This window comes from Vibrio sp. B183, from assembly GCF_000740665.1.
GTDB classification, from domain to species: Bacteria; Pseudomonadota; Gammaproteobacteria; order Enterobacterales; family Vibrionaceae; genus Vibrio; species Vibrio coralliilyticus.
This window is the reverse complement of sequence record NZ_JPQB01000015.1, coordinates 1-20,246: the sequence shown is the minus strand read 5'-3', so window position 1 is coordinate 20,246 and position 20,246 is coordinate 1. Positions and strand designations below refer to the sequence as shown.

The 20,246-nt window shown below is 45.1% G+C and carries 20 protein-coding genes; 4 read left to right on the top strand and 16 right to left on the bottom strand.

Annotated elements, in window-relative coordinates; all coding sequences use genetic code 11:
- Positions 1-280: 280 nt before the first annotated feature.
- Together IX95_RS16510 and IX95_RS26320 are read left to right on the top strand one after the other, a co-directional pair.
- Positions 281-1,741: a sodium-dependent transporter gene (locus IX95_RS16510; protein ID WP_019277925.1), complete on the top strand. Its 1,461-nt coding sequence runs from the start codon at positions 281-283 to the stop codon at positions 1,739-1,741.
- Between the two features lie 2 nt (positions 1,742-1,743).
- A complete protein-coding gene (locus IX95_RS26320; protein ID WP_019277924.1) occupies positions 1,744-1,845 on the top strand; it encodes a MetS family NSS transporter small subunit in 102 nt (33 codons plus the stop codon).
- A 63-nt stretch (positions 1,846-1,908) separates the two neighbouring features.
- Here IX95_RS26320 and IX95_RS16505 read toward each other — a convergent pair whose 3' ends face one another.
- The 15 genes from IX95_RS16505 to yceD form a co-directional block, all read right to left on the bottom strand.
- Positions 1,909-2,334, bottom strand: coding sequence for a hypothetical protein (locus IX95_RS16505; protein ID WP_019277923.1), 426 nt, complete (start codon positions 2,332-2,334; stop codon positions 1,909-1,911).
- A 233-nt stretch (positions 2,335-2,567) separates the two neighbouring features.
- Positions 2,568-3,998: a PTS glucose transporter subunit IIBC gene (ptsG, locus tag IX95_RS16500; protein ID WP_006959276.1), complete on the bottom strand. Its 1,431-nt coding sequence runs from the start codon at positions 3,996-3,998 to the stop codon at positions 2,568-2,570.
- A gap of 444 nt (positions 3,999-4,442) precedes the next feature.
- On the bottom strand, positions 4,443-5,210 hold the full coding sequence (locus IX95_RS16495; RefSeq protein ID WP_021455317.1) for a TatD family hydrolase: 768 nt from the start codon (positions 5,208-5,210) through the stop codon (positions 4,443-4,445).
- On the bottom strand, positions 5,201-6,163 hold the full coding sequence (locus IX95_RS16490; RefSeq protein ID WP_006959280.1) for a DNA polymerase III subunit delta': 963 nt from the start codon (positions 6,161-6,163) through the stop codon (positions 5,201-5,203). The genes IX95_RS16495 and IX95_RS16490 overlap by 10 nt, the downstream gene beginning before the upstream one ends.
- 2 nt (positions 6,164-6,165) lie before the next feature.
- A complete protein-coding gene (tmk, locus tag IX95_RS16485) occupies positions 6,166-6,795 on the bottom strand; it encodes a dTMP kinase (protein ID WP_038162052.1) in 630 nt (209 codons plus the stop codon).
- Entirely contained in the window at positions 6,792-7,808 is a 1,017-nt protein-coding gene (gene mltG / locus IX95_RS16480; protein ID WP_038162050.1) for an endolytic transglycosylase MltG, read from the bottom strand. Before mltG ends, tmk begins: the two co-directional genes overlap by 4 nt.
- On the bottom strand, positions 7,805-8,608 hold the full coding sequence (gene pabC, locus IX95_RS16475) for an aminodeoxychorismate lyase (RefSeq protein ID WP_038162047.1): 804 nt from the start codon (positions 8,606-8,608) through the stop codon (positions 7,805-7,807). The genes mltG and pabC overlap by 4 nt, the downstream gene beginning before the upstream one ends.
- A gap of 77 nt (positions 8,609-8,685) precedes the next feature.
- Positions 8,686-9,930 carry a beta-ketoacyl-ACP synthase II gene (fabF, locus tag IX95_RS16470; protein ID WP_006959284.1) on the bottom strand — a complete coding sequence of 415 codons (1,245 nt, stop codon included), beginning with the start codon at positions 9,928-9,930 and terminating at the stop codon, positions 8,686-8,688.
- Positions 9,931-10,021: 91 nt separating this feature from the next.
- Positions 10,022-10,255, bottom strand: coding sequence for an acyl carrier protein (gene acpP / locus IX95_RS16465; RefSeq protein WP_004406112.1), 234 nt, complete (start codon positions 10,253-10,255; stop codon positions 10,022-10,024).
- A gap of 235 nt (positions 10,256-10,490) precedes the next feature.
- Positions 10,491-11,225, bottom strand: coding sequence for a 3-oxoacyl-ACP reductase FabG (fabG, locus tag IX95_RS16460; RefSeq protein ID WP_029236328.1), 735 nt, complete (start codon positions 11,223-11,225; stop codon positions 10,491-10,493).
- Positions 11,226-11,248: 23 nt separating this feature from the next.
- On the bottom strand, positions 11,249-12,172 hold the full coding sequence (gene fabD / locus IX95_RS16455) for an ACP S-malonyltransferase (protein ID WP_038162040.1): 924 nt from the start codon (positions 12,170-12,172) through the stop codon (positions 11,249-11,251).
- A gap of 77 nt (positions 12,173-12,249) precedes the next feature.
- Positions 12,250-13,200, bottom strand: a complete 951-nt coding sequence (locus IX95_RS16450) for a beta-ketoacyl-ACP synthase III (protein WP_006959287.1) — start codon at positions 13,198-13,200, stop codon at positions 12,250-12,252.
- Positions 13,201-13,205: 5 nt separating this feature from the next.
- The gene (gene plsX / locus IX95_RS16445) at positions 13,206-14,231 is read right to left on the bottom strand and encodes a phosphate acyltransferase PlsX (RefSeq protein WP_038162038.1); all 1,026 of its coding nucleotides are present in this window, start codon (positions 14,229-14,231) and stop codon (positions 13,206-13,208) included.
- 9 nt (positions 14,232-14,240) lie between these two features.
- Positions 14,241-14,411: a 50S ribosomal protein L32 gene (gene rpmF / locus IX95_RS16440; protein WP_006959289.1), complete on the bottom strand. Its 171-nt coding sequence runs from the start codon at positions 14,409-14,411 to the stop codon at positions 14,241-14,243.
- A 31-nt stretch (positions 14,412-14,442) separates the two neighbouring features.
- Complete coding sequence (gene yceD / locus IX95_RS16435; RefSeq protein ID WP_006959290.1) at positions 14,443-14,967, bottom strand: 23S rRNA accumulation protein YceD; 525 nt, start codon at positions 14,965-14,967, stop codon at positions 14,443-14,445.
- A gap of 148 nt (positions 14,968-15,115) precedes the next feature.
- Between yceD and IX95_RS16430 the strand changes: the two genes are divergently transcribed.
- Complete coding sequence (locus IX95_RS16430; protein WP_038162035.1) at positions 15,116-15,697, top strand: Maf family protein; 582 nt, start codon at positions 15,116-15,118, stop codon at positions 15,695-15,697.
- 75 nt (positions 15,698-15,772) lie between these two features.
- On the opposite strand, the gene rluC is transcribed toward IX95_RS16430, so the two are convergent.
- Positions 15,773-16,717, bottom strand: a complete 945-nt coding sequence (gene rluC, locus IX95_RS16425; RefSeq protein WP_006959292.1) for a 23S rRNA pseudouridine(955/2504/2580) synthase RluC — start codon at positions 16,715-16,717, stop codon at positions 15,773-15,775.
- Between the two features lie 569 nt (positions 16,718-17,286).
- Between rluC and rne the strand changes: the two genes are divergently transcribed.
- Entirely contained in the window at positions 17,287-20,214 is a 2,928-nt protein-coding gene (rne, locus tag IX95_RS16420; RefSeq protein ID WP_038162032.1) for a ribonuclease E, read from the top strand.
- The last annotated feature ends 32 nt before the right edge of the window (positions 20,215-20,246 follow it).

The window sequence follows — 20,246 nt, the reverse complement described above, 5'->3', positions numbered from 1 at the left end:
AACTATTGTTAGTAGTTAGTCTTTTCATCATGCACAGCTGAATATTTCAGTTAGAGCAAACACACATTTAACTTTAAAGAACTAAAATCTGAGAAGCCTTTAACTTCACAGCACAAAAAACCACAAACTTACGCAATAAAAGATAGTTAATTATTCATATTGGCACAAACAGACACGTGCCTGCTTTACTAGTAGTAAGTTTACTCAGGCGTCCGTTCAGCCTGACTGGTGATTTTAAGGCATCTTCAATCTCAGATATCGGATTTACAGGAGTCTTTTTATGAAGCGAGAACAATGGGGGTCCCGCGCTGGATTTATTCTAGCTGCAGTCGGATCGGCTATCGGTCTGGGAAACATCTGGCGTTTCCCGTATATGGCCTATGAAAACGGTGGTGGTGCTTTCTTTATACCGTACCTTTTTGCCATGATCACCGCAGGCATACCCTTTATGATCCTTGAATTCAGCATGGGTCAGAAATACCGTGGGAGCGCACCTCGTACGCTAGCGAAAATTCACTCTAAGTTTGAGTGGCTAGGCTGGTTCCAAGTAGGTGTTGCAGCGGTTATTGCTGTTTACTACGTTGCTGTTATCGGTTGGGCGATTTCCTACTTTGGTATGTCTTTCAACCAGAGCTGGGGCACTGACACTAACGCCTTCTTCTTCAGTGAATACCTCGGTTTAGGTGACAACTCACCAACCAATCTAGGAAGCATTCAGTGGAAAATTGCTATTGCAATGCTGATTGCATGGGGTATCACTTACGCTGCTATTGTCGGTGGTGTCAAAGCAGGTATTGAGCGCGCATCTAAGATCATGATGCCAATTCTATTTATCATGGTCGTGCTACTGATTGGCCGTATGGTCTTCCTACCTGGTGCTCTAGATGGCGTAAACTACATGTTTGAGCCTGACTTTAGCAAAATCTGGGATGTGAAAGTTTGGGCAGCCGCGTATGGTCAGATCTTCTTCACTCTGAGTATTGGTTTCGCCATCATGCTGGCTTATTCAAGCTACTTACCTGAAAAGTCAGACATTACTAACAACGCCTTCATGACGGTTTTGATTAACTGTGGTTTCTCAATCCTAGCTGGCATCATGATCTTCTCAGTCCTCGGCTATATGGCGCAAGAGCAAGGCAAGCCTCTGACTGAAGTCGTATCAGCGGGCGTTGGTTTAGCATTTGTTACACTGCCAGCTGCAATCAACTTGCTGCCAGCGCCGTACATCCTAGGCCCACTTTTCTTCTTCGCACTAGTTGTTGCAGGTCTAAGCTCACACATTTCCATCATGGAAGCCGTGACGTCTGCCGTTATCGACAAACTAAAGTGGAGCCGTAAGAAAGCAGCAACCGTTGTTATTGGTGTTGGTGTTGTCGTTTCTATGGCATTTGCAACCAATGGCGGCCTACTACTACTAGATTTGGTCGATCACTTCGCGAACAATGTCGGCATCATGGTGGGTGGTTTTGTCGAGATTATTCTTATGGCTTGGCTACTGAATAAAGTTGGTGATGTACGCGAATACGTCAATGAGATCTCTGACTTTTCTATCGGTGCTTGGTTCGTGGTTTGTCTGCGCTTCATCACTCCAATTATGCTGGCAGTTATTCTCGCAACCAAACTACAAACACTATTCACTGAAGGCTACGGTGGCTACGACCTAACTCTTGGTTGGGCAATGATTGCCGCTCTATTTGTCATTGGTGTATTGATTAACGCAACAAGTCGTAAGGAGGCCTGATTATGACAACAGGTGCGATTATTATGATGGTACTGGGCCTTGGAATAACTTGGGGCGGCGCTGCTATCTGTATTAAACGAGCAATGAACAAACAGCAGCAGTGATTGCTGTTGTTGCTTGAAATAAAAATGCCGACACTGAGTGTCGGCATTTTTGATTGGTCAGAGCTAGAATGTGTATTTAACGCCGAGTGCTCCGCCAATCTGTAATTCTGGGCCACTATACATATCTAACTCTGGTTGAATTTGACCATACATATTCCAGCCTTCGCTGAAGTTCCAGTTCAGACCAAGGGGAACACGCGCCCCAAACTCTTTATGGTCCCATTCGCTCCACGCACCCGCACCGACATACCAAGTAAAAGGTACGTCCTGACCAAACTCTCCACGAGCTAGTATGTAGTCGAATGCAGCTCCGTCATTACCTACTGTAAAACGGTACTGATTATCCAATTCAATGACTGCACTTAAGTCTTGGTCTACTGCCATTCCAACCGAGAGATCCATGGACTCTGAACTTTCAGCAATGACGCTTGCGCTCCCTGCGACGGCCGCAACACCTAATAAGCTTTTAACTAGTGTACTTTTCTTCATCACTCTGCTCTTGATTTAAATAAAACAGCGTGCAATTTTCCAGTTGTCCAATGAGAAAATGTCATAGAAAGGTAAGGAGGTCGTTAGAAAGCAGAGTATTTTATCGCTTCCACTATGCAATAAAATTCAACCAAACGTATTCGCTAACAGCGCTTGATTTCAGAGAGTCACGTTCTAATAAAACAAAAGGAGGCCCTTAGGCCTCCTCTATCAATTAAATGGGTAAGTGAGTATTAGCCGTGGTTACGGATCCACTCATCCATTTCAGTTTTTAGGTTGTCAGACTTAGTACCAAAGATAGCCTGAACACCACCTGCTACAACCACTACGCCAGCCGCGCCTAGTTGTTTCAGTTTGTCTTGATCAACAGCCTCTGTATCCGCTACTGCAACGCGTAGACGAGTGATACATGCGTCTAGGCCAGTGATGTTTGCTTTGCCACCGAATGCTGCAACAAGCTCACCTGCCATGTCTGAACCAGATGTCGCGGCTGCTTCTTCAGATTCATCTTCACGACCAGGAGTTTTAAGGTCCATCGCTTTGATAACAGTGCGGAATACTACGTAGTAGATAGCCGCGTAAACCAAACCGACACCCACCATCAGACCGATTTTCTGTGCGTTACCAGATAGTACGATGAAATCGATTAGGCCGTGTGAGAACGAAGTACCGTGTACAAAACCTAGAGTGTTTGCAACAACGTATGCAGAACCAGCTAGTAGAGCGTGGATACCGTACAGTACAGGAGCAACAAATAGGAATGAGAATTCGATTGGCTCTGTGATACCTGTCAGGAATGAAGTCAATGCAGCAGACGCCATGATACCCATTACTTTCGCGCGGTTCTCTGGCTTAGCAGAGTGAGCGATAGCAATAGCAGCAGCTGGTAGACCGAACATCTTGAACATGTAGCCACCTGCAAGCTGACCGAAGCCATTACCTGCAGCACGAGATGCTTCGTCAGCAACTAGGTAACAAGTTAGAACGCCATTTTGTGTTTCGCCAGCAGCATTCACACAAGTACCAGCTTCGAAGAAGAATGGTACGTTCCAAACGTGGTGTAGGCCGAATGGGATTAGAGAACGCTCGACGATACCGTAGATACCGAATGCAACTTGTGGGTTCTGGTGTGCAGCCCAATCTGAGAAAGAAGCGATAGCACCGCCAATTGGAGGCCATACTACAGACAGAACAATACCCAATGCGATAGCAGCAAAACCAGTGATGATAGGCACCGCGCGCTTACCTGCGAAGAAGCCTAGGTATTCTGGAAGCTGAATCTTGAAGAAACGGTTGAATGCCCATGCAGCAACACCACCAACAAGGATACCGCCCAGAACACCAGTGTCGATTTTCTCAACACCCATAACACCAGCCATAACGCCAAGCGTCGCAGTCATGATGCCGTAACCAACGATTGCAGCCAGACCTGCTACACCATCGTTGTTAGTAAAGCCAAGTGCAACACCTACTGCGAAAAGTAGTGCCATCTGACCAAATACCGAGCCACCCGCTTGCTCCATTAAGTTGGAAACAATTTCCGGAATGAAACTCAGGTCGGCAGCACCTACCCCGAGTAGAATACCTGCAACAGGTAAAACCGATACTGGTAGCATCAGAGCTTTACCCACTTTTTGCAGGTTAGCAAAAAGATTCTTAAACATGTTTATGCTCCTGAAAAGTTATAAGAATTATTGGGCTCTAACGGCACACCCCCGTAGCCTTAAATGTTAGCACCCAGAAAAAATGTAACCACATCTAGTAGTATATTTTCCGGCTCTAAATATATATTGATGGTGAACAAACTTTCTAGCTGGTTACGGAATTTAGTTTCAAACTAATAGATAGATCACAATCTAAAATCGGCAAATCGAGACCATATTTACAACCTATCTAATTGATATTTATTAAATTAATATTAACACCGATTAATTTTGATGGGTAAATAAAATAAACCCAATTGTTATTTTATGTAACAAAATTACAATTTGATACTTTCAGCCTCCCAGCTTCAACATATTTAGTAAACAAGGGAATTTATGTAACCTAGAGTGATTTCAGACACAAAAAAAGGAGCTTCCGCCCCTTTTTTAATCAAAACTCTTTTTCTACCTCAAAAAAAGATTTCGGAAGTTTTCACTGGTTTTTAACCCAACTTCGCTCAATGACGTATTTTTTAACTGGGCAATATAGGAGGCAACCTCAACCACGTATGCTGGTTGGTTCTGTTTACCTCGGTGTGGCACAGGCGCGAGATATGGTGAGTCAGTTTCAATCAATAGTCTCTCAAGCGGCAGAGCTTTGACCACTTCTTTAAGTTCAGTAGCTTGCCTGAAAGTGACGATCCCAGAGATAGAGATATAAAAACCAAGCTCCATCGCTGCTTCTGCAAAAGCAAGATCTTCAGTGAAACAATGAATCACGCCACCACATTTATCTGCCTGACCTCGACGTAGAATATCCAACGTATCTTGGCGAGCATTCCTCGTGTGGATGATCAAAGGTTTATTCAGTTTAACTGCTAATTCAACTTGCTGTTGGAATCGTAACTTTTGTAACTCAGCAGTCTCAGGTTGATAGTGGTAATCCAGCCCCGTTTCACCTATCGCCACAACTCTGGGATGCGAGGCATATTCATGTAATCGATCTAAGGCAAACTCACTCTCAACATCCAGCGGGTGAACACCGCATGAAGCAAATATGTTGTCGAAGGGTTCGATCATCTCCATCATTCCAGGGAAAGAATCCAACGTAACGCCAACGGACAGTAGCTCAGAAACGTTAGCAGCTTGAGCTTTGGCAACTACATCTTCAATACCAGAGTGGAGATCCTGATAATCCAATTTGTCTAAGTGACAATGAGAGTCTACAAACATGATTCCTCATTAAATTTAAATAGCCAATCTAAGATAAGCAATTCGCTGTTCAAACCTGTGTGCTCACGTAACTGTTCAAGCAGCAGACTTAGGTTTGCTGTCTGAGTATAGAGCAATTGATAACCAAGATTAGCCGACAGAGCATTCGAGCCTGGAGTGAAATAAGGCATCTGAACGCCAAAGTGAATCTTTTGAGCATCTGTCAACAAGTACCATATCCATTGTAGATACTCAGAGGGTGAAGTCGCCAATTCTTTTGCTAACTTAACGCTGTCGCCTCTCAACTGAGCCACTTCAAGAAATTGTTCTTCAACCTGCTGATATTTTTCAATTTGCCCCTGCTCTACAAACGCTTGAGTTTTCAGTGGCGCATTGCCATTAATATGTGCTGCAAAAGCAGGGATTGTCGAAGTAACTTGCTCATTTAACCATTGAGCAAGCAATTCTGAGCTCGGAGTCACTACATGCCAATGTTGGCAACGACTGGTAATCGTGGGCAAAAGCTGGTGTGCTTTATGACTGACCAGTAAAAACATACAACTGCTAGAGGGCTCTTCGAGTGTTTTCAACAACGCATTGGCAGCGGAGTCATTCATCGCTTCAGCCGGCTCGATAACAAACAATCGACGTCCAGATAGCTGCGATGACTCCTGTGCTAGGCGGTTACACTGACGAATTTGCTCAACCGTAATAGTTTTGCCTTCTTTCTCTGGTTTCACTAGGTGATAATCAGGATGGTTATGCGACTTCATTAGCTGGCAGCTATGGCAAAAGCCGCAAGCTTCACTGGCATAATTGCTACACATGGCAGCTTCACTAAATCGCTCTACTAGCTGCTCAACGCCTAGCCCTTCTTCTGCTGTCAGTAGCGCTGCATTGGAAAACCTATCTGACTCCAGACTTGCCTGCCATTCACACCAAATGTCTGTTAACCAAGGGTAGGTAGAATTCATGGTTATTGTTCCAACCAACTACGCAGCGCTTGCTTGATATCTTGCGCGACTAATTCGATCGTCTGCTCAGCATTGATCACTACAACACTCGAATCACATTGAGCCAATTCCAAGTAACGCGCTCTGGTGCGGTCAAAAAAGCTCATATCCATTTTCTCAATTCGATCCAACTCGCCTCGCCCTCTCGCGCGTTCGAGACCGATGCGCGGGTCAAGATCAAGGTAAATGGTCAAATCTGGTTTAAAGTCACCCAATGTTGTCTGCTTAAGTGCTGTCATGGTGTGTTGGGAGATTTGACGGCCGCCTCCCTGATAAGCTTGAGAAGACATATCATGTCGGTCTCCCACCACCCAAGTACCGTTGTTTAAAGCTGGCTTAATCACATTTTCAACCAGCTGCACCCGCGCTGCATACATAAGGAGTAATTCGGTCATGTCTTGCAACTCTTCCCCTTCATGGTCTTGTTTGACCAAAGTTCTGAGTTGCTCGGCTAACGCTGTTCCGCCCGGCTCACGAGTATTCTTTATCTGCTCAATACCAGCCTGTTTAAGAGTCTCAAGCACCGCATTAATTGCTGTGCTTTTCCCTGCCCCTTCTAGGCCTTCAATTACGATAAATTTCGCTTGTGTCATTTGTTACTTCTTAGTTGTCTTAGATAAGCGCGTACCGCGCGATTGTGTTCACTCAGCGTTTTAGAAAAAACGTGCCCGCCAGTTCCGCTGGCCACAAAGTACAAGTAATTACTGTTTTCTGGGTTTGTCGCGGCGGCGATAGACGCCTCCCCCGGCATCGCAATCGGTGTTGGTGGTAAACCAAAAATCGTATACGTATTATATGGGGTTGGAGTACGTAAATCTTTCTTACGTATGTTGCCGTCGTACTTATCTCCCATCCCATAGATAACCGTAGGGTCAGTCTGTAGACGCATACGCTTATTAAGGCGGTTTACAAACACCCCTGCAACACGCTCACGCTCTGCACCAACAGCCGTCTCCTTTTCGATAATAGAAGCAAGGATCAGCGCTTCGTAAGGCGTCTTCAGTGGCAAGTTCTCTTGCCTTTGCTGCCAATGCTTATCAAGAATTTTTTGCAGTTTATCTGCGGCGCGCTTGATGATATCGAGATCAGAGGTACCGAACGTGTAATGATAAGTCTCAGCGAGCAATAGTCCTTCTAGCTTGGCTTTCTCGATGCCAATTTGTTGTGCGATCTCTGCTTCACTGAGCCCAGATATTTTGTGCTCTAGATAAGGGGCTTGTTCTAATGCTGCTCGCCATTCGGCGAATGTTGAACCTTCCACAAAGGTAATTGCAAATTGATGCTCTTTACCGGTTTTGAACAGTTCTAGCGCTTGTGTAAGGTTAATGCTGGGAGTGAGAAGGTAGGTCCCTGCTTTTACTTGCGTCAGTTCTGGGTGGAATCGCCGCACTAGTCTTGCCACATCGCTAGAAACAATCAGTTCATCGTTTGTCAAATCTGCCAGTAAACGGTTGAAACTCATACCCGTCTCAATCGTATAAATCTGTTCTTCTTGCAGCTTTAATGGCTGAGTCACATACTCATCGACTTGTTTAGTAACATAAATAAATCCTGCACCAGTAATCAGTAATACAAGTGCCAGAAATAAGGTGATTCTCTTAATCACGGGTTAACCATCTCCTGAATTTTTTTTGTTATTGTTCCTATTGAAAAGGTCTGTGTGCCAATGCTTTTTACTGGGGCGACACCAAGAATCGAATTTGAGATAAAAACTTCTTCTGCATCACTTAGCTCTTCAAACGTATAGTGCCCAATAGACAACGTTTGCCCACAGCTCGATAAGCGTTCTACAATAACGCGGCGCATAACACCTGCAACACCAGCGTTCATCAGGTCGGGGGTATAGATGACTCCCTGTTTGACCCAATAAACATTCGCCATTGTTGTCTCAATCACATGGCCACTCACATCTAATGCAATCCCGTCGGGGAAGCCTTGTTGATCCATTTCCGCCTTGAGCAAAATTTGCTCAAGGCGATTATTGTGCTTATGACCCGCGAGTAAAGGATTAATCCCTAGTCTCTTATGGCACACACCTAAACAAATACCATCCGCTAGCCATTGTTCATAATGAGTCGGATAGTTAAAGGCGCTAATAGTAACATTTGGTAAGGTCACTTGAGTAGGGCTATATCCACGTCCCCCCTCTCCTCGGCTAATGTGTAACTTCAACCCTGAACGAGTAGACTCTATGCTCGCTTTTTCTAACCAACCCTCAACCTCTCTCCAGTTTGGAGGAGTTATGCCGAGCAAGTTCAGGCAGGATTGCATTCGCTCTTGATGTTTATCCCAGTGTTGGATACGACCTTTGATAACCAGCATGGTCGTAAAGCAACCATCACCATATTGAAATGAGCGATCAGAAAGGGAAATTGAGTCTGTGGTGTGTCCATTTACCAAGTACATAATTGATATCCACATAAAAGAAAACGGCTTAATGCCAAAGCATTAAGCCGTTTTATCACAAATTGGATTGTGACTCTTTAGATCTTTTTGAAAACCAAAGAACCGTTAGTACCACCAAAACCAAACGAGTTACAGATTGCGTACTCTGAATCGATAGGTTTTGCCTTATGTGGTACTAGGTCAATATCGTCAAGGCCTTCATCTCGATTATCTAGGTTAATCGTTGGTGGAACCATTTGATCAACCAATGACATGATGGTCACGATCGCTTCAACAGAACCAGCAGCGCCAAGTAGGTGACCAGTCATTGACTTAGTTGAAGAAACTTTCACTTGCTTAGTACCTTCTTCACCTAGCGCACGACGGATGCCTTTCACTTCAGCAACATCGCCAGCCGGAGTAGACGTGCCATGTGCATTCACATAGCCGACTTGTGTACCAGTGATGCCTGCATCGCGCATTGCTGCTTCCATAGCCAACGCACCACCTGAGCCATCTTCGCTAGGTGAAGTCATATGGAAAGCATCTCCCGACATACCAAAGCCAACAAGCTCTGCATAGATTTTAGCGCCACGTGCTTTCGCATGCTCATATTCTTCAAGAACAATGATACCTGCGCCATCACCAAGAACAAAACCATCACGATCTTTGTCCCATGGGCGAGAAGCTTTTTGAGGCTCGTCGTTACGAGTTGACAACGCTTTAGCTGCACCAAAGCCAGCCATGCCTAGAGGAGTTGAAGCTTTTTCAGCACCACCGGCGACCATAGCTTCTGCATCACCGTAAGCAATCATACGAGCAGCATGGCCGATGTTATGTAGACCCGTTGTACACGCCGTCGAAATCGCGATATTTGGACCGCGAAGACCACGCATAATAGATAAGTTACCTGCAACCATGTTTACGATGGTTGATGGTACGAAGAAAGGGCTGACTTTGCGTGGGCCTTTTTCAACAAGCGCAGTATGGCCCGCTTCAATAAGGTCTAGACCACCAATGCCTGAACCAATAGCGACACCAACGCGTGCTGCGTTTTCTTCATTAATTTGTAAGCCAGAGTCGTCTAGGGCTTGAATACCCGCAGCAATGCCGTACTGGATGAACAAGTCCATCTTACGCGCATCTTTTTTAGACATGTACTCTGTGCAGTCGAAATCTTTTACTAGGCCTGCAAAACGAGTTGAGAAGTTTTCAGTATCAAAGTGCTCGATATCAACGATACCACTTTGACCAGCTAGCAGGGCCTTCCAGGATGATTCTACATTGTTGCCTACCGGTGACAACATACCCATGCCAGTGACAACAACACGACGCTTGGACACGATTTTATTCTCCGGGATTGAAATGATTCTATGAGAGGTATAGAAGGGTTTAAAAGAACACAGGCGGCCAGAAGGCCGCCTGGGAGAGATATTACTGAGCGCTGTTCACGTAGTCGATAGCAGCTTGAACAGTAGTGATCTTCTCAGCTTCTTCGTCTGGAATCTCAGTGTCGAATTCTTCTTCTAGAGCCATTACTAGTTCAACAGTGTCTAGAGAATCAGCACCTAGATCGTCAACGAAAGAAGCTTCGTTTTTAACTTCTGCTTCGTCCACACCTAGCTGTTCAACAATGATTTTCTTTACGCGTTCTTCGATGTTGCTCATTTTTTCTTTTCCTTTACAGATTTCGCTCAATGCGATGATTCCGTAGTTTATTCGAACTATTGAAAGTTGCAAGGGGGTCCTTGCTGGTCAAACCACAATTTTCGCGATTTTAACCGAAATTCAATACATTTTTGACTTATATCATGCACAAATGTTGCGCATATCAATGCCAGTTATCACAAACTATAGGCTATTTTTGTGACAGCAAATAGCCCGTTTTGTTCCAACTTAGGCATTAAACCATATACATGCCACCATTAACATGCAGAGTTTCACCAGTAATGTAAGCAGCTTCTGGAGAAGCTAAGAACGCTACTGCTGATGCAATTTCACGAGGGTCACCTAGGCGGCCAGCAGGAACGTTCGCTAACGTTGCTGCACGTTGTTCGTCATTTAGCGCCTTAGTCATGTCAGTTTCGATAAATCCTGGTGCAACAGTGTTAACAGTTACACCACGAGAAGCCACTTCACGTGCCATAGATTTAGTGAAACCAATCACACCTGCTTTTGCTGCTGCGTAGTTAGTTTGACCTGCATTACCCATAGTACCAACAACAGAACCAACGTTGATGATACGACCTGCACGCTTTTTCATCATGCCACGAAGTACAGCTTTAGACATGCGGTAGATCGGTGTCAGGTTAGTGTTGATGATGTCATTCCACTCATCGTCTTTCATACGCATAAGTAAGTTATCACGCGTAATACCTGCATTGTTTACCAGAATGTCGATTGCACCAAACTCATCGTTAATGTTTTTCAGAGTTGCTTCAATTGATTCGATATCTGTCACGTTTAGTGCCAGACCTTTACCATTTTCACCAAGGTATTCACTGATTGCAGCGGCACCATTTTCTGAAGTCGCAGTGCCGATAACCGTCGCACCACGTTCAACAAGAATTTCAGCGATAGCACGACCAATACCACGGCTTGCGCCAGTGACCAGTGCAATCTTGCCTTCTAGGTTCATCATGATTGTTATTCCTTAAAAGTTTACTTAGCGGCTTCTAGAGATGCAGCATCGTTTACTGCAGCGCCACTTAGTGTCTTCACAATACGTTTTGTCAGACCCGTTAGAACTTTACCTGGGCCTAATTCAAGAAGTTTTTCAACACCTTGCTCGCTCATTAGCTGTACACTTTCAGTCCAGCGGACTGGGCTGTATAGCTGGCGCACAAGTGCATTTTTAATTTTTGCAGGGTCAGTTTCAGCAACAACATCAACGTTATTGATCACTGGCAACTGAGGAGCATTGAATTCAATCTCTTCAAGAGCGACAGCCAGTTTGTCGGCTGCTGGCTTCATCAACGCACAATGAGAAGGTACGGAAACAGGTAGCGGCAGAGCTCGCTTAGCGCCAGCTTCTTTACACAAAGCACCTGCGCGTTCGACTGCGTCTTTACTACCTGCAATCACAACCTGACCTGGTGAGTTGTAGTTTACAGGCGATACCACTTCACCTTGAGCTGCTTCTTCACATGCTTTAGCAATAGATTCGTCATCTAGACCGATGATCGCGAACATAGCACCAGTGCCTGCTGGCACAGCTTCTTGCATCAGTTGACCACGTAGCTCAACCAGCTTGATTGCTTCTTTAAAGTCAATCACACCAGCACATACTAATGCCGAATATTCACCTAGACTGTGGCCCGCAAGGTTTGCTGGCTGTTCTAGGCCAAGTTCTTGCCAAACACGCCAGATAGCCACCGAGGATGCTAACAGTGCTGGCTGAGTACGGAAAGTTTGGTTGAGATCTTCAGCTGGGCCATTTTGAACCAACGCCCATAGGTCGTAACCTAACGCCTCAGATGCTTCCGAAAAAGTGTTTTTTACTACTTCATACTGTTCGCCAAGTTCAGCAAGCATACCGACTGCTTGTGAGCCCTGACCTGGAAATACGATAGCAAAATTGCTCATTTTCTTTTCCTTTAAAACAAAGTAAGAAAGATTAAGATGCCTAAAAAGGCATCTTAATCTTTTAAATTTGGTTGGGATTAGAACTTAACCAGTGCTGAGCCCCAGGTAAAGCCGCCACCAAATGCTTCTAGTAGAAGCGTCTGACCGCGTTTAATTCGTCCGTCACGAACAGCCTCATCAAGTGCCGTAGGTACAGTAGCGGCAGACGTATTGCCATGTCTGTCTAGTGTAATGACAACTTGATCAAGCGACATAGATAGTTTCTTTGCTGTTGCAGAAATAATGCGATAGTTCGCTTGGTGAGGCACTAGCCAGTCTAGTTCAGACTTATGCATATCGTTGGCAGCCAGCGTATCTTTAACGAGTTTTGATAGCTGTGTCACAGCAACCTTAAAGACTTCGTTACCCGCCATGTGTAGCCACTTGTCAGCATCTTTGCCGCGCTCAGGAACTTCAAGGCTTAGCAACTCACCAAAACGGCCATCCGAGTAGATATGCGTTGAAAGAATCCCAGGCTCTTCACTTGCACCAACAACAACAGCGCCTGCACCATCACCAAACAGAATAATGGTTGAACGATCAGTTGGGTCACAGGTTTTAGACAGAGTATCTGAACCGATTACAAGCACATTTTTACACATGCCTGTTTTAACATGCTGATCTGCAACTGAAAGTGCGTAGACAAAACCTGAACATGCAGCGGCAATATCAAATGCGGGGCAACCTTTAATGTCCAGCTTAGCTTGAACTTGGCAAGCAGAAGAAGGGAAAGTGTGGCTGCTACTGGTGGTCGCTACGATGATCAGGTCAATATCATTCTTATCGATGCCTGCCATTTCGATCGCGTTTTGAGCAGCGATATATCCCATGTCGGCGACGGTTTCATTCTCGGCTGCGATACGACGCTCTTTAATACCTGTGCGAGTGACAATCCACTCATCACTTGTATCTACCATTTTCTCCAAGTCTGCGTTTGAACGCACCTGAGATGGCAGGTAGCTGCCAGTACCTAAAATTTTGCTATACATGAAGACTAATAATGCCTCTCGAGTAAAACCGCTTCCAAACGATCGCTAATACGGCTTGGTACTTGTCGTTTGACCTCGTGTAACGCTTCACCAATGGCATTGATGACCGCGTCTACATCAGCACTTCCGTGGCTTTTTATGACAATGCCGCGCAATCCTAGCAAACTTGCGCCGTTATACTGGTCGGGGTTCAATGTTTTTAGTTCATTAAATAACCCAGAAAATAATTTTCTTGCAATCCAACCCTTTATAGATGAGGCCATCATGCTCGATTTCAACTTATCGATAAATAGCTGGGCTGTACCTTCACATGCTTTGAGGCAAACATTACCAACAAAACCGTCACATACCACCACATCCGCTGCATCGTGGAGTAACTGATTACCTTCAATATAGCCGACAAAATTCACGGACTGCGTCTGAGACAACATTTCAGCACAGCGTTTGACGAGATCGTTGCCTTTGATTTCTTCAGCACCGATATTAAGAATCGCAATACGTGGAGGTCGGTCTAAGTATTGTTCAGTTAACGCACTTCCCATCACAGCAAATTGGAACAATGAATCAGCATCACTGGACACATTAGCGCCCAGATCAAGCATCCAAGTTCTGCCACCGGAAGCGGTAGGTAAGGCAGAAATTAATGCTGGACGTTCAATTCCTGGTAATAATTTCAACCGAAAACGTGACAAAGCCATGAGTGCACCAGTGTTTCCACCGCTGACACAGGCATCGGCAGTACCTTCAGCGACAGCATCAATCGCCATCCCCATGGAGGTGCCATTACTGTTTCGAAGTGCGAGAGAAGGCTTTTCTGAGTTTGAGATCACTCGGTCACTATGCTGAATACTCAGGCGAGCATCAGGCTGATAACCAAGAGACAATAATTGAGTTGTGATCGCGGTCTGATCACCTGTGAGGATCACTTTCAGCTCTGGGAAATGCGACAGTGCCTGCACGGCGGCAGGCACTGTGACGCGAGGACCGAAATCCCCGCCCATTGCATCAAGTGCAACGGTTATATTAGGCAAAGGTCAACCTTACTTGTTGATAACCTTTTTACCACGGTAGTAACCTTCAGCAGTTACGTTGTGGCGCAGGTGAGTTTCACCTGAAGTTGCGTCTACAGATAGTGCAGCTGTAGATAGGGCATCGTGTGAACGACGCATGCCACGCTTTGAACGTGATTTCTTGCTCTTTTGTACGGCCATTGACCCTACTCCTATGTTAATTCTTAAAGAATTACTTCTTTAAGTTTTTTAAAACATCGAATGGATTCGGCTTTTCTTCCACAATTTCTTCTGGAATTTCACCAAATACCAAATTGTCTGATTTAACGCTGCAATCCGCTTCTTCGTGCTTTGCGATTTGAGGCAAGTTTAGAATGAACTCGTCTTCAACTAACTGTATCAGGTCAATTTCACCGTACTCGTTCAGATCTACCAAATCGTACTCTTCCGGTGCTTCCTCTTCAGTCTTTTCACCCTTGTAAGGTGTATAAGTGAATTGGACATCGCACTCATGTGCGAAAACCTCATTACAGCGTTGACACTCTAAATCAACTTCGATGTTAGCTTTACCAGAGATAACAACGAGTCGCTGTTCATCTAACTCAAATGACAATGACACTTGAGCGTCGCGTTTAACGCCTTCAACTGATTCGAACAAACGCTTAAAAAGACTAACCTGAATGATACCATCATAGTCAAGTCGCTTCTGAGCAGCGCGTGCCGGATCAACCGTTCGCGGTATTTTTACCTTTTGCATAGGGCGCGAATTCTATCTTCCAATTCGTTTTGAGTCAAAGAAAAAGGATAAAAAGTTGCAGTTTTTTTCCTTCTTATCAGAAGAGCTAGGATTACCATCATAATATCTATTAAGCTATCGCTAACTCCCTGAAAGATTGTACTGGAAAATGCCGCAATACCAACTTGTTTTAGCATCGACTTCACCGTTTAGAAAACAACTGCTCAATAAACTATCGGTCCCTTTTGAAACCGCCTCACCTGACTGTGACGAAACACCTTTTTCTGACGAGCGACCTGAGGATCTAGTGAAACGTCTTGCGAAGGAAAAAGCAGAATCATGCCATACCAATCAGCCTAGTCTTATCATCGGCAGCGACCAAGTCTGTGTGATTGATGGAAAAATCATTGGCAAACCTCTGAATCGAGAAAACGCTATCCAACAATTAAGCCGCCAAAGCGGTAAGGCCATCCAGTTTTATACCGGGCTTGCGCTTCACAACACCGAGACGAATATCACAGATGTCAAACTGGATACGTTCACTGTTCATTTCCGCCGGCTAACCCAACAACAGATCAGCCGCTATGTAGAGAAAGAAGAGCCGTATTACTGCGCTGGCAGTTTTAAAAGTGAGGGGTTGGGTATCGCACTATTTGAAAAGTTAGAAGGGAAAGATCCCAATACTTTGGTTGGGCTACCACTGATTGACTTAATTGATATGCTTGAAACGCAAGGTTTCTCAATCTTGTAAAAACGGAATAACTAGAGTTGGCCTTCTTAATCGAAGCAAACAACTCTAGTCTTCGAGTGAGAGAGTTCACTGCTCTTACAGCTTACGTAAACTCGCTAGCGCCTTCTCCAACTTTGCTTCCATTGGTGCACTCACTTCCATCCACTCGTCATTGGATGGGTGTTTAAATTTAATATTAGCGGCATGAAGAAACAGTCGGTCTAACCCAACTTTTCCTGTGTAGGCATCAAAACGTCGATCACCATAACGGTCATCCCAAGCAATTGGATGACCAGTATACTGAGTATGGACACGAATTTGATGCGTACGCCCCGTTATTGGGCTCGCCTGAATCAAAGTGGCCTCAGCAAACTTTTCAATAATCTTAAAACGGGTCTCAGAAGGCTTACCCTGTGGGTTGACGCGAACGATACTGTTCACTTCATTTTTCAATAGTGGTGCGTTTACGACCTTGCAACTACTCTTCCACTGCCCCATCACCAATGCGAAATAGTATTTCTGCACGGTTTTCTCACGAAACTGAGCTTGCAGATGACGCAGCGCTGAACGCTTTTTCGCAACCAAAAGAATTCCCGAAGTATCACGATCAATACGATGCACTAACTCTAGAAAACGAGCTTGCGGTCTCAGTGCCCGTAAAGCTTCAATAGCACCAAATTTAAGCCCACTTCCTCCGTGAACTGCCGTACCCGAAGGTTTATTGAGGATAAGCATATGTTCATCTTCATGGATGATCATATGTTCCAGTTCAGCAACTTTATTCAGCTTGGTGCTCGGCGCAACTTCGTCTTGCTTCTCTTCAATCGTAACTGGAGGAATTCTAACCAAATCTCCCGCTTTCAATTTATATTCGGCTTTGATTCGTTTTTTGTTTACGCGTACTTCTCCCTTACGCAAGATACGATAAACCATGCTTTTAGGAATACTTTTCAGTTGGTTGCGTAAAAAATTATCGATACGCTGGCCAGCCATATCTTCGTCGATATCGACAAATTGGACTTTTGTTCTAATTTCGCTCATTTCGATATTCTACCATTCTAACTTGCGTAAGTTCACGTTTTCTAGGCAACAATCTGGTAAATCGCTCTCTAAGAATGAATTTCTGTTCAGCTACGGATAAAAATCCATCAACATATTTACAATTCTCAGAAACTATCACACAAAGCCTTTAAATACAGAATCTTACAAAAATTAAAAATGGGTTTTTTAGCGTTTTATAATAAAGCAGATTGCTGAGTTTAATGGGTACTGCTATAGTTCACACCTGCAATGAATGATTAGGTTGCATTTTAATCAAACCCAATCGTTTTTGAGCAAGATATTGAGTAGCCCGCTAATTTACCAAAATGCAGCACACGGCGTAAGACATTTCCGGGATTAGTACAACTTGTTGCCCTACTCATAAATCTTTCATGTTGAGTATTATCCGCCATCATTGCGGCTTACAAGCCAAACTTGTTTGTAAGACTGACGTGCCCAAAGAGCATCCCTCCAGCCGGGAGGCTGCACAAATTTAAGCCATGGGATCCGGCACCGTGAAAGACACATCAAGGCAGCAAGAAAACATAGAATGACAACGAGATTTATCAATGAAAAGAATGTTAATCAACGCAACTCAAAAAGAAGAGTTGCGTGTTGCTTTGGTTGATGGTCAGCGCTTATATGATTTAGATATCGAAAGCCCAGGCCACGAATCCAAAAAAGCAAATATCTACAAAGGACGTATCACTCGCATCGAACCAAGCCTGGAAGCAGCCTTCGTTGACTACGGTGCCGAACGACACGGATTCCTCCCTCTAAAAGAAATTGCCCGCGAATATTTCCCTGAAGGTTACACTTACCAAGGTCGTCCAAGCATTAAAGAAGTGCTGACTGAAGGTCAGGAAGTAATTGTACAGGTTGAGAAAGAAGAACGTGGCAGCAAAGGTGCTGCGCTAACGACATTCATTTCTCTTGCAGGTAGTTACCTTGTTCTGATGCCTAATAACCCTCGTGCTGGCGGTATTTCTCGTCGTATCGAAGGAGATGAGCGTACTCAACTGAAAGCTGCACTGGACACGTTAGACCTACCAAAAGGTATGGGTCTTATCGTACGTACAGCGGGTGTAGGCAAAAGCGCTGAAGAATTAGAGTGGGATCTTAACGTCTTACTTAATCACTGGGGCGCCATCAAACAAGCTTCTGATGCCAACCCAGCTCCACTGCTTATTCACCAAGAAAGTAACGTTATCGTCCGAGCTATTCGCGATTATTTGCGTCGTGATATTGGTGAAATTCTTATCGATAGCAACACCATCTACGAACGTGCGCTAGAACATATCCAACTAGTTCGTCCAGACTTCGTCAATCGAGTCAAAAAGTATGACGGTGAAGTTCCACTATTTAGTCACTACCAGATCGAAAGCCAGATTGAATCAGCTTTCCAGCGAGAAGTGCGCTTGCCATCAGGTGGTTCAATCGTTATTGACCCAACCGAAGCACTAACGTCAATCGATATCAACTCCGCTCGCGCAACGAAAGGCGGCGATATCGAAGAAACTGCACTAAATACCAACCTTGAAGCGGCCGACGAAATTGCACGTCAACTTCGCCTACGTGATCTAGGCGGCTTGGTCGTTATTGACTTCATTGATATGACGCCAGTGCGTCACCAACGTGAAGTTGAGAACCGTCTGCGAGACGCAGTTCGTCTTGATCGCGCTCGAGTCCAGATTGGTCGTATTTCACGCTTTGGCCTACTAGAAATGTCTCGCCAACGCTTGAGCCCATCTCTAGCAGAAGCAAGCCATCATATCTGTCCTCGCTGTAGCGGTACAGGTGTGGTTCGTGATAATGAATCTCTTGCTCTTTCTGTTCTTCGTTTGATCGAAGAAGAAGCATTAAAGGACAACACGGCTCAAGTTCTGGCTGTTGTTCCTGTCCCGATCGCGTCTTACCTTCTGAACGAAAAGCGTCGTTCAATCAACCACATTGAACGCATTCAGGAAGTCAAGATCACGGTAGTTCCTAACTCAGATATGGAAACGCCGCATTTCGAAGTGATTCGAGTTCGTGAAGGCGAAGAGTTTGATTTGCTGTCTTACTTGCTGCCTAAAAAGCTCGAGTCTATGAAAGAAGCCGAAGGCCGTGAGGTTGTAGAGCCTGAAGTTAAACCTAAGAAGCTTGAAGAACCAGCACTAAAAGGTTTTGCCGCACCAGCTCAGTCTGCGCCAGCACCAAAACCGCCAACAAAGAAAGCACCAGAGAAAAAATCAGAACCTCGTGAAGAGAAACCGGGTCTAGTCTCTCGATTCTTCAAAGCGTTGGGTAGTCTATTCAGCTCTGAACCAGAAAAAGAACAGACTGAAGAGAAACAAGAAAAATCAGCGAAGAAAGACGGTCAGCGTAACAACCGCAACCGCCGTAATCGCAACGACCAACGCCGTCGCAATTCTCGTGACAATCGTAACGAGAATCGTGAAGATAAACGCGATAACAAACGCAATAAACCTCAACGCGAACGTGATGAAGCTGCCAATGAAAACAAAGCAGCTTCGAACGAACGTAAGCAACAAAATCGCAAGCCTAAGCAGGATCGCCGTAACAAGCAGCGAGACGACGCGAAAGCGAGCAAGGTTGCTGAGGAAGGTTTGAAGCTCGCGGCTGAAGCGCAAAAAGACGATAAACCGAACCGTGCAGAAGAGAAAACGACCAAGGTAAAAGAACGCCGTCAGCGTCGTAAACTGAGCAAGCAGGTTCGAGTTAAAGACCAGAAAGCGAAAGCTGAAGCGGTTGAAGAAGTAAAACAGGTTAAAGCTGAAGCTGTAGCAGAAGCTATCGAGCAATCGACTGAAGAAGTCGCAGCAGAAGATGCACAACAACCTAAACAACGTCGTAACCGCCGTTCTCCACGTCATCTACGTGCAAGTGGCCAACGTCGTCGTCGTGGTCGCGATCGTCGCCCTAACCCATTCCGCTTACGCAAAGGTGGTGTTGCTTCACCGGAGATGGCAATGGGTAAAGTCATGCCAAGCTACGGTATCTCTAAACCAGAACCGAAGCACAAAGCAAAAGCTGAACAGGCTGCAACACCAGAAGTGGCTACTCAAGCACTTGGTGGGTTTGCTTGCCCTGAAATGGCAATGGGCAAAGTTATCGTACGTCGCCAAGAGCCAGTGATTGAAGAGCCGAAAGTTGTTGAGCAAGCTGCTACGGTTGAAGCCACACCTGTGAAGACACCTGCACCTAAAGCGGTTGAGTCACAAGTTGCTCCAGAACCAGTTGCAGACACGGCTGCTATTGTAGAAGCGGAAGCAGCACCAGCCCCTGTTAATACAAGCTCTGAGATTATCGTACCGACAGCATTTAAAGGCCACGCCTCTGCTCCGATGGCGAAAGCACCAGGAACCACAGAAATGAAAGAGATTACTGTGATTGCTGCACCTTTCCGAGAAGAGCGCTACCTATCTAAAGGTGCAGGCAGCCAGGTTGCTAGCAATAAAGCCAGCGCTGCAATGGCAAAGCCTCAAAGCTTTTAATCCGGTTTGATGAAGAGTAAAAATCCACCTGC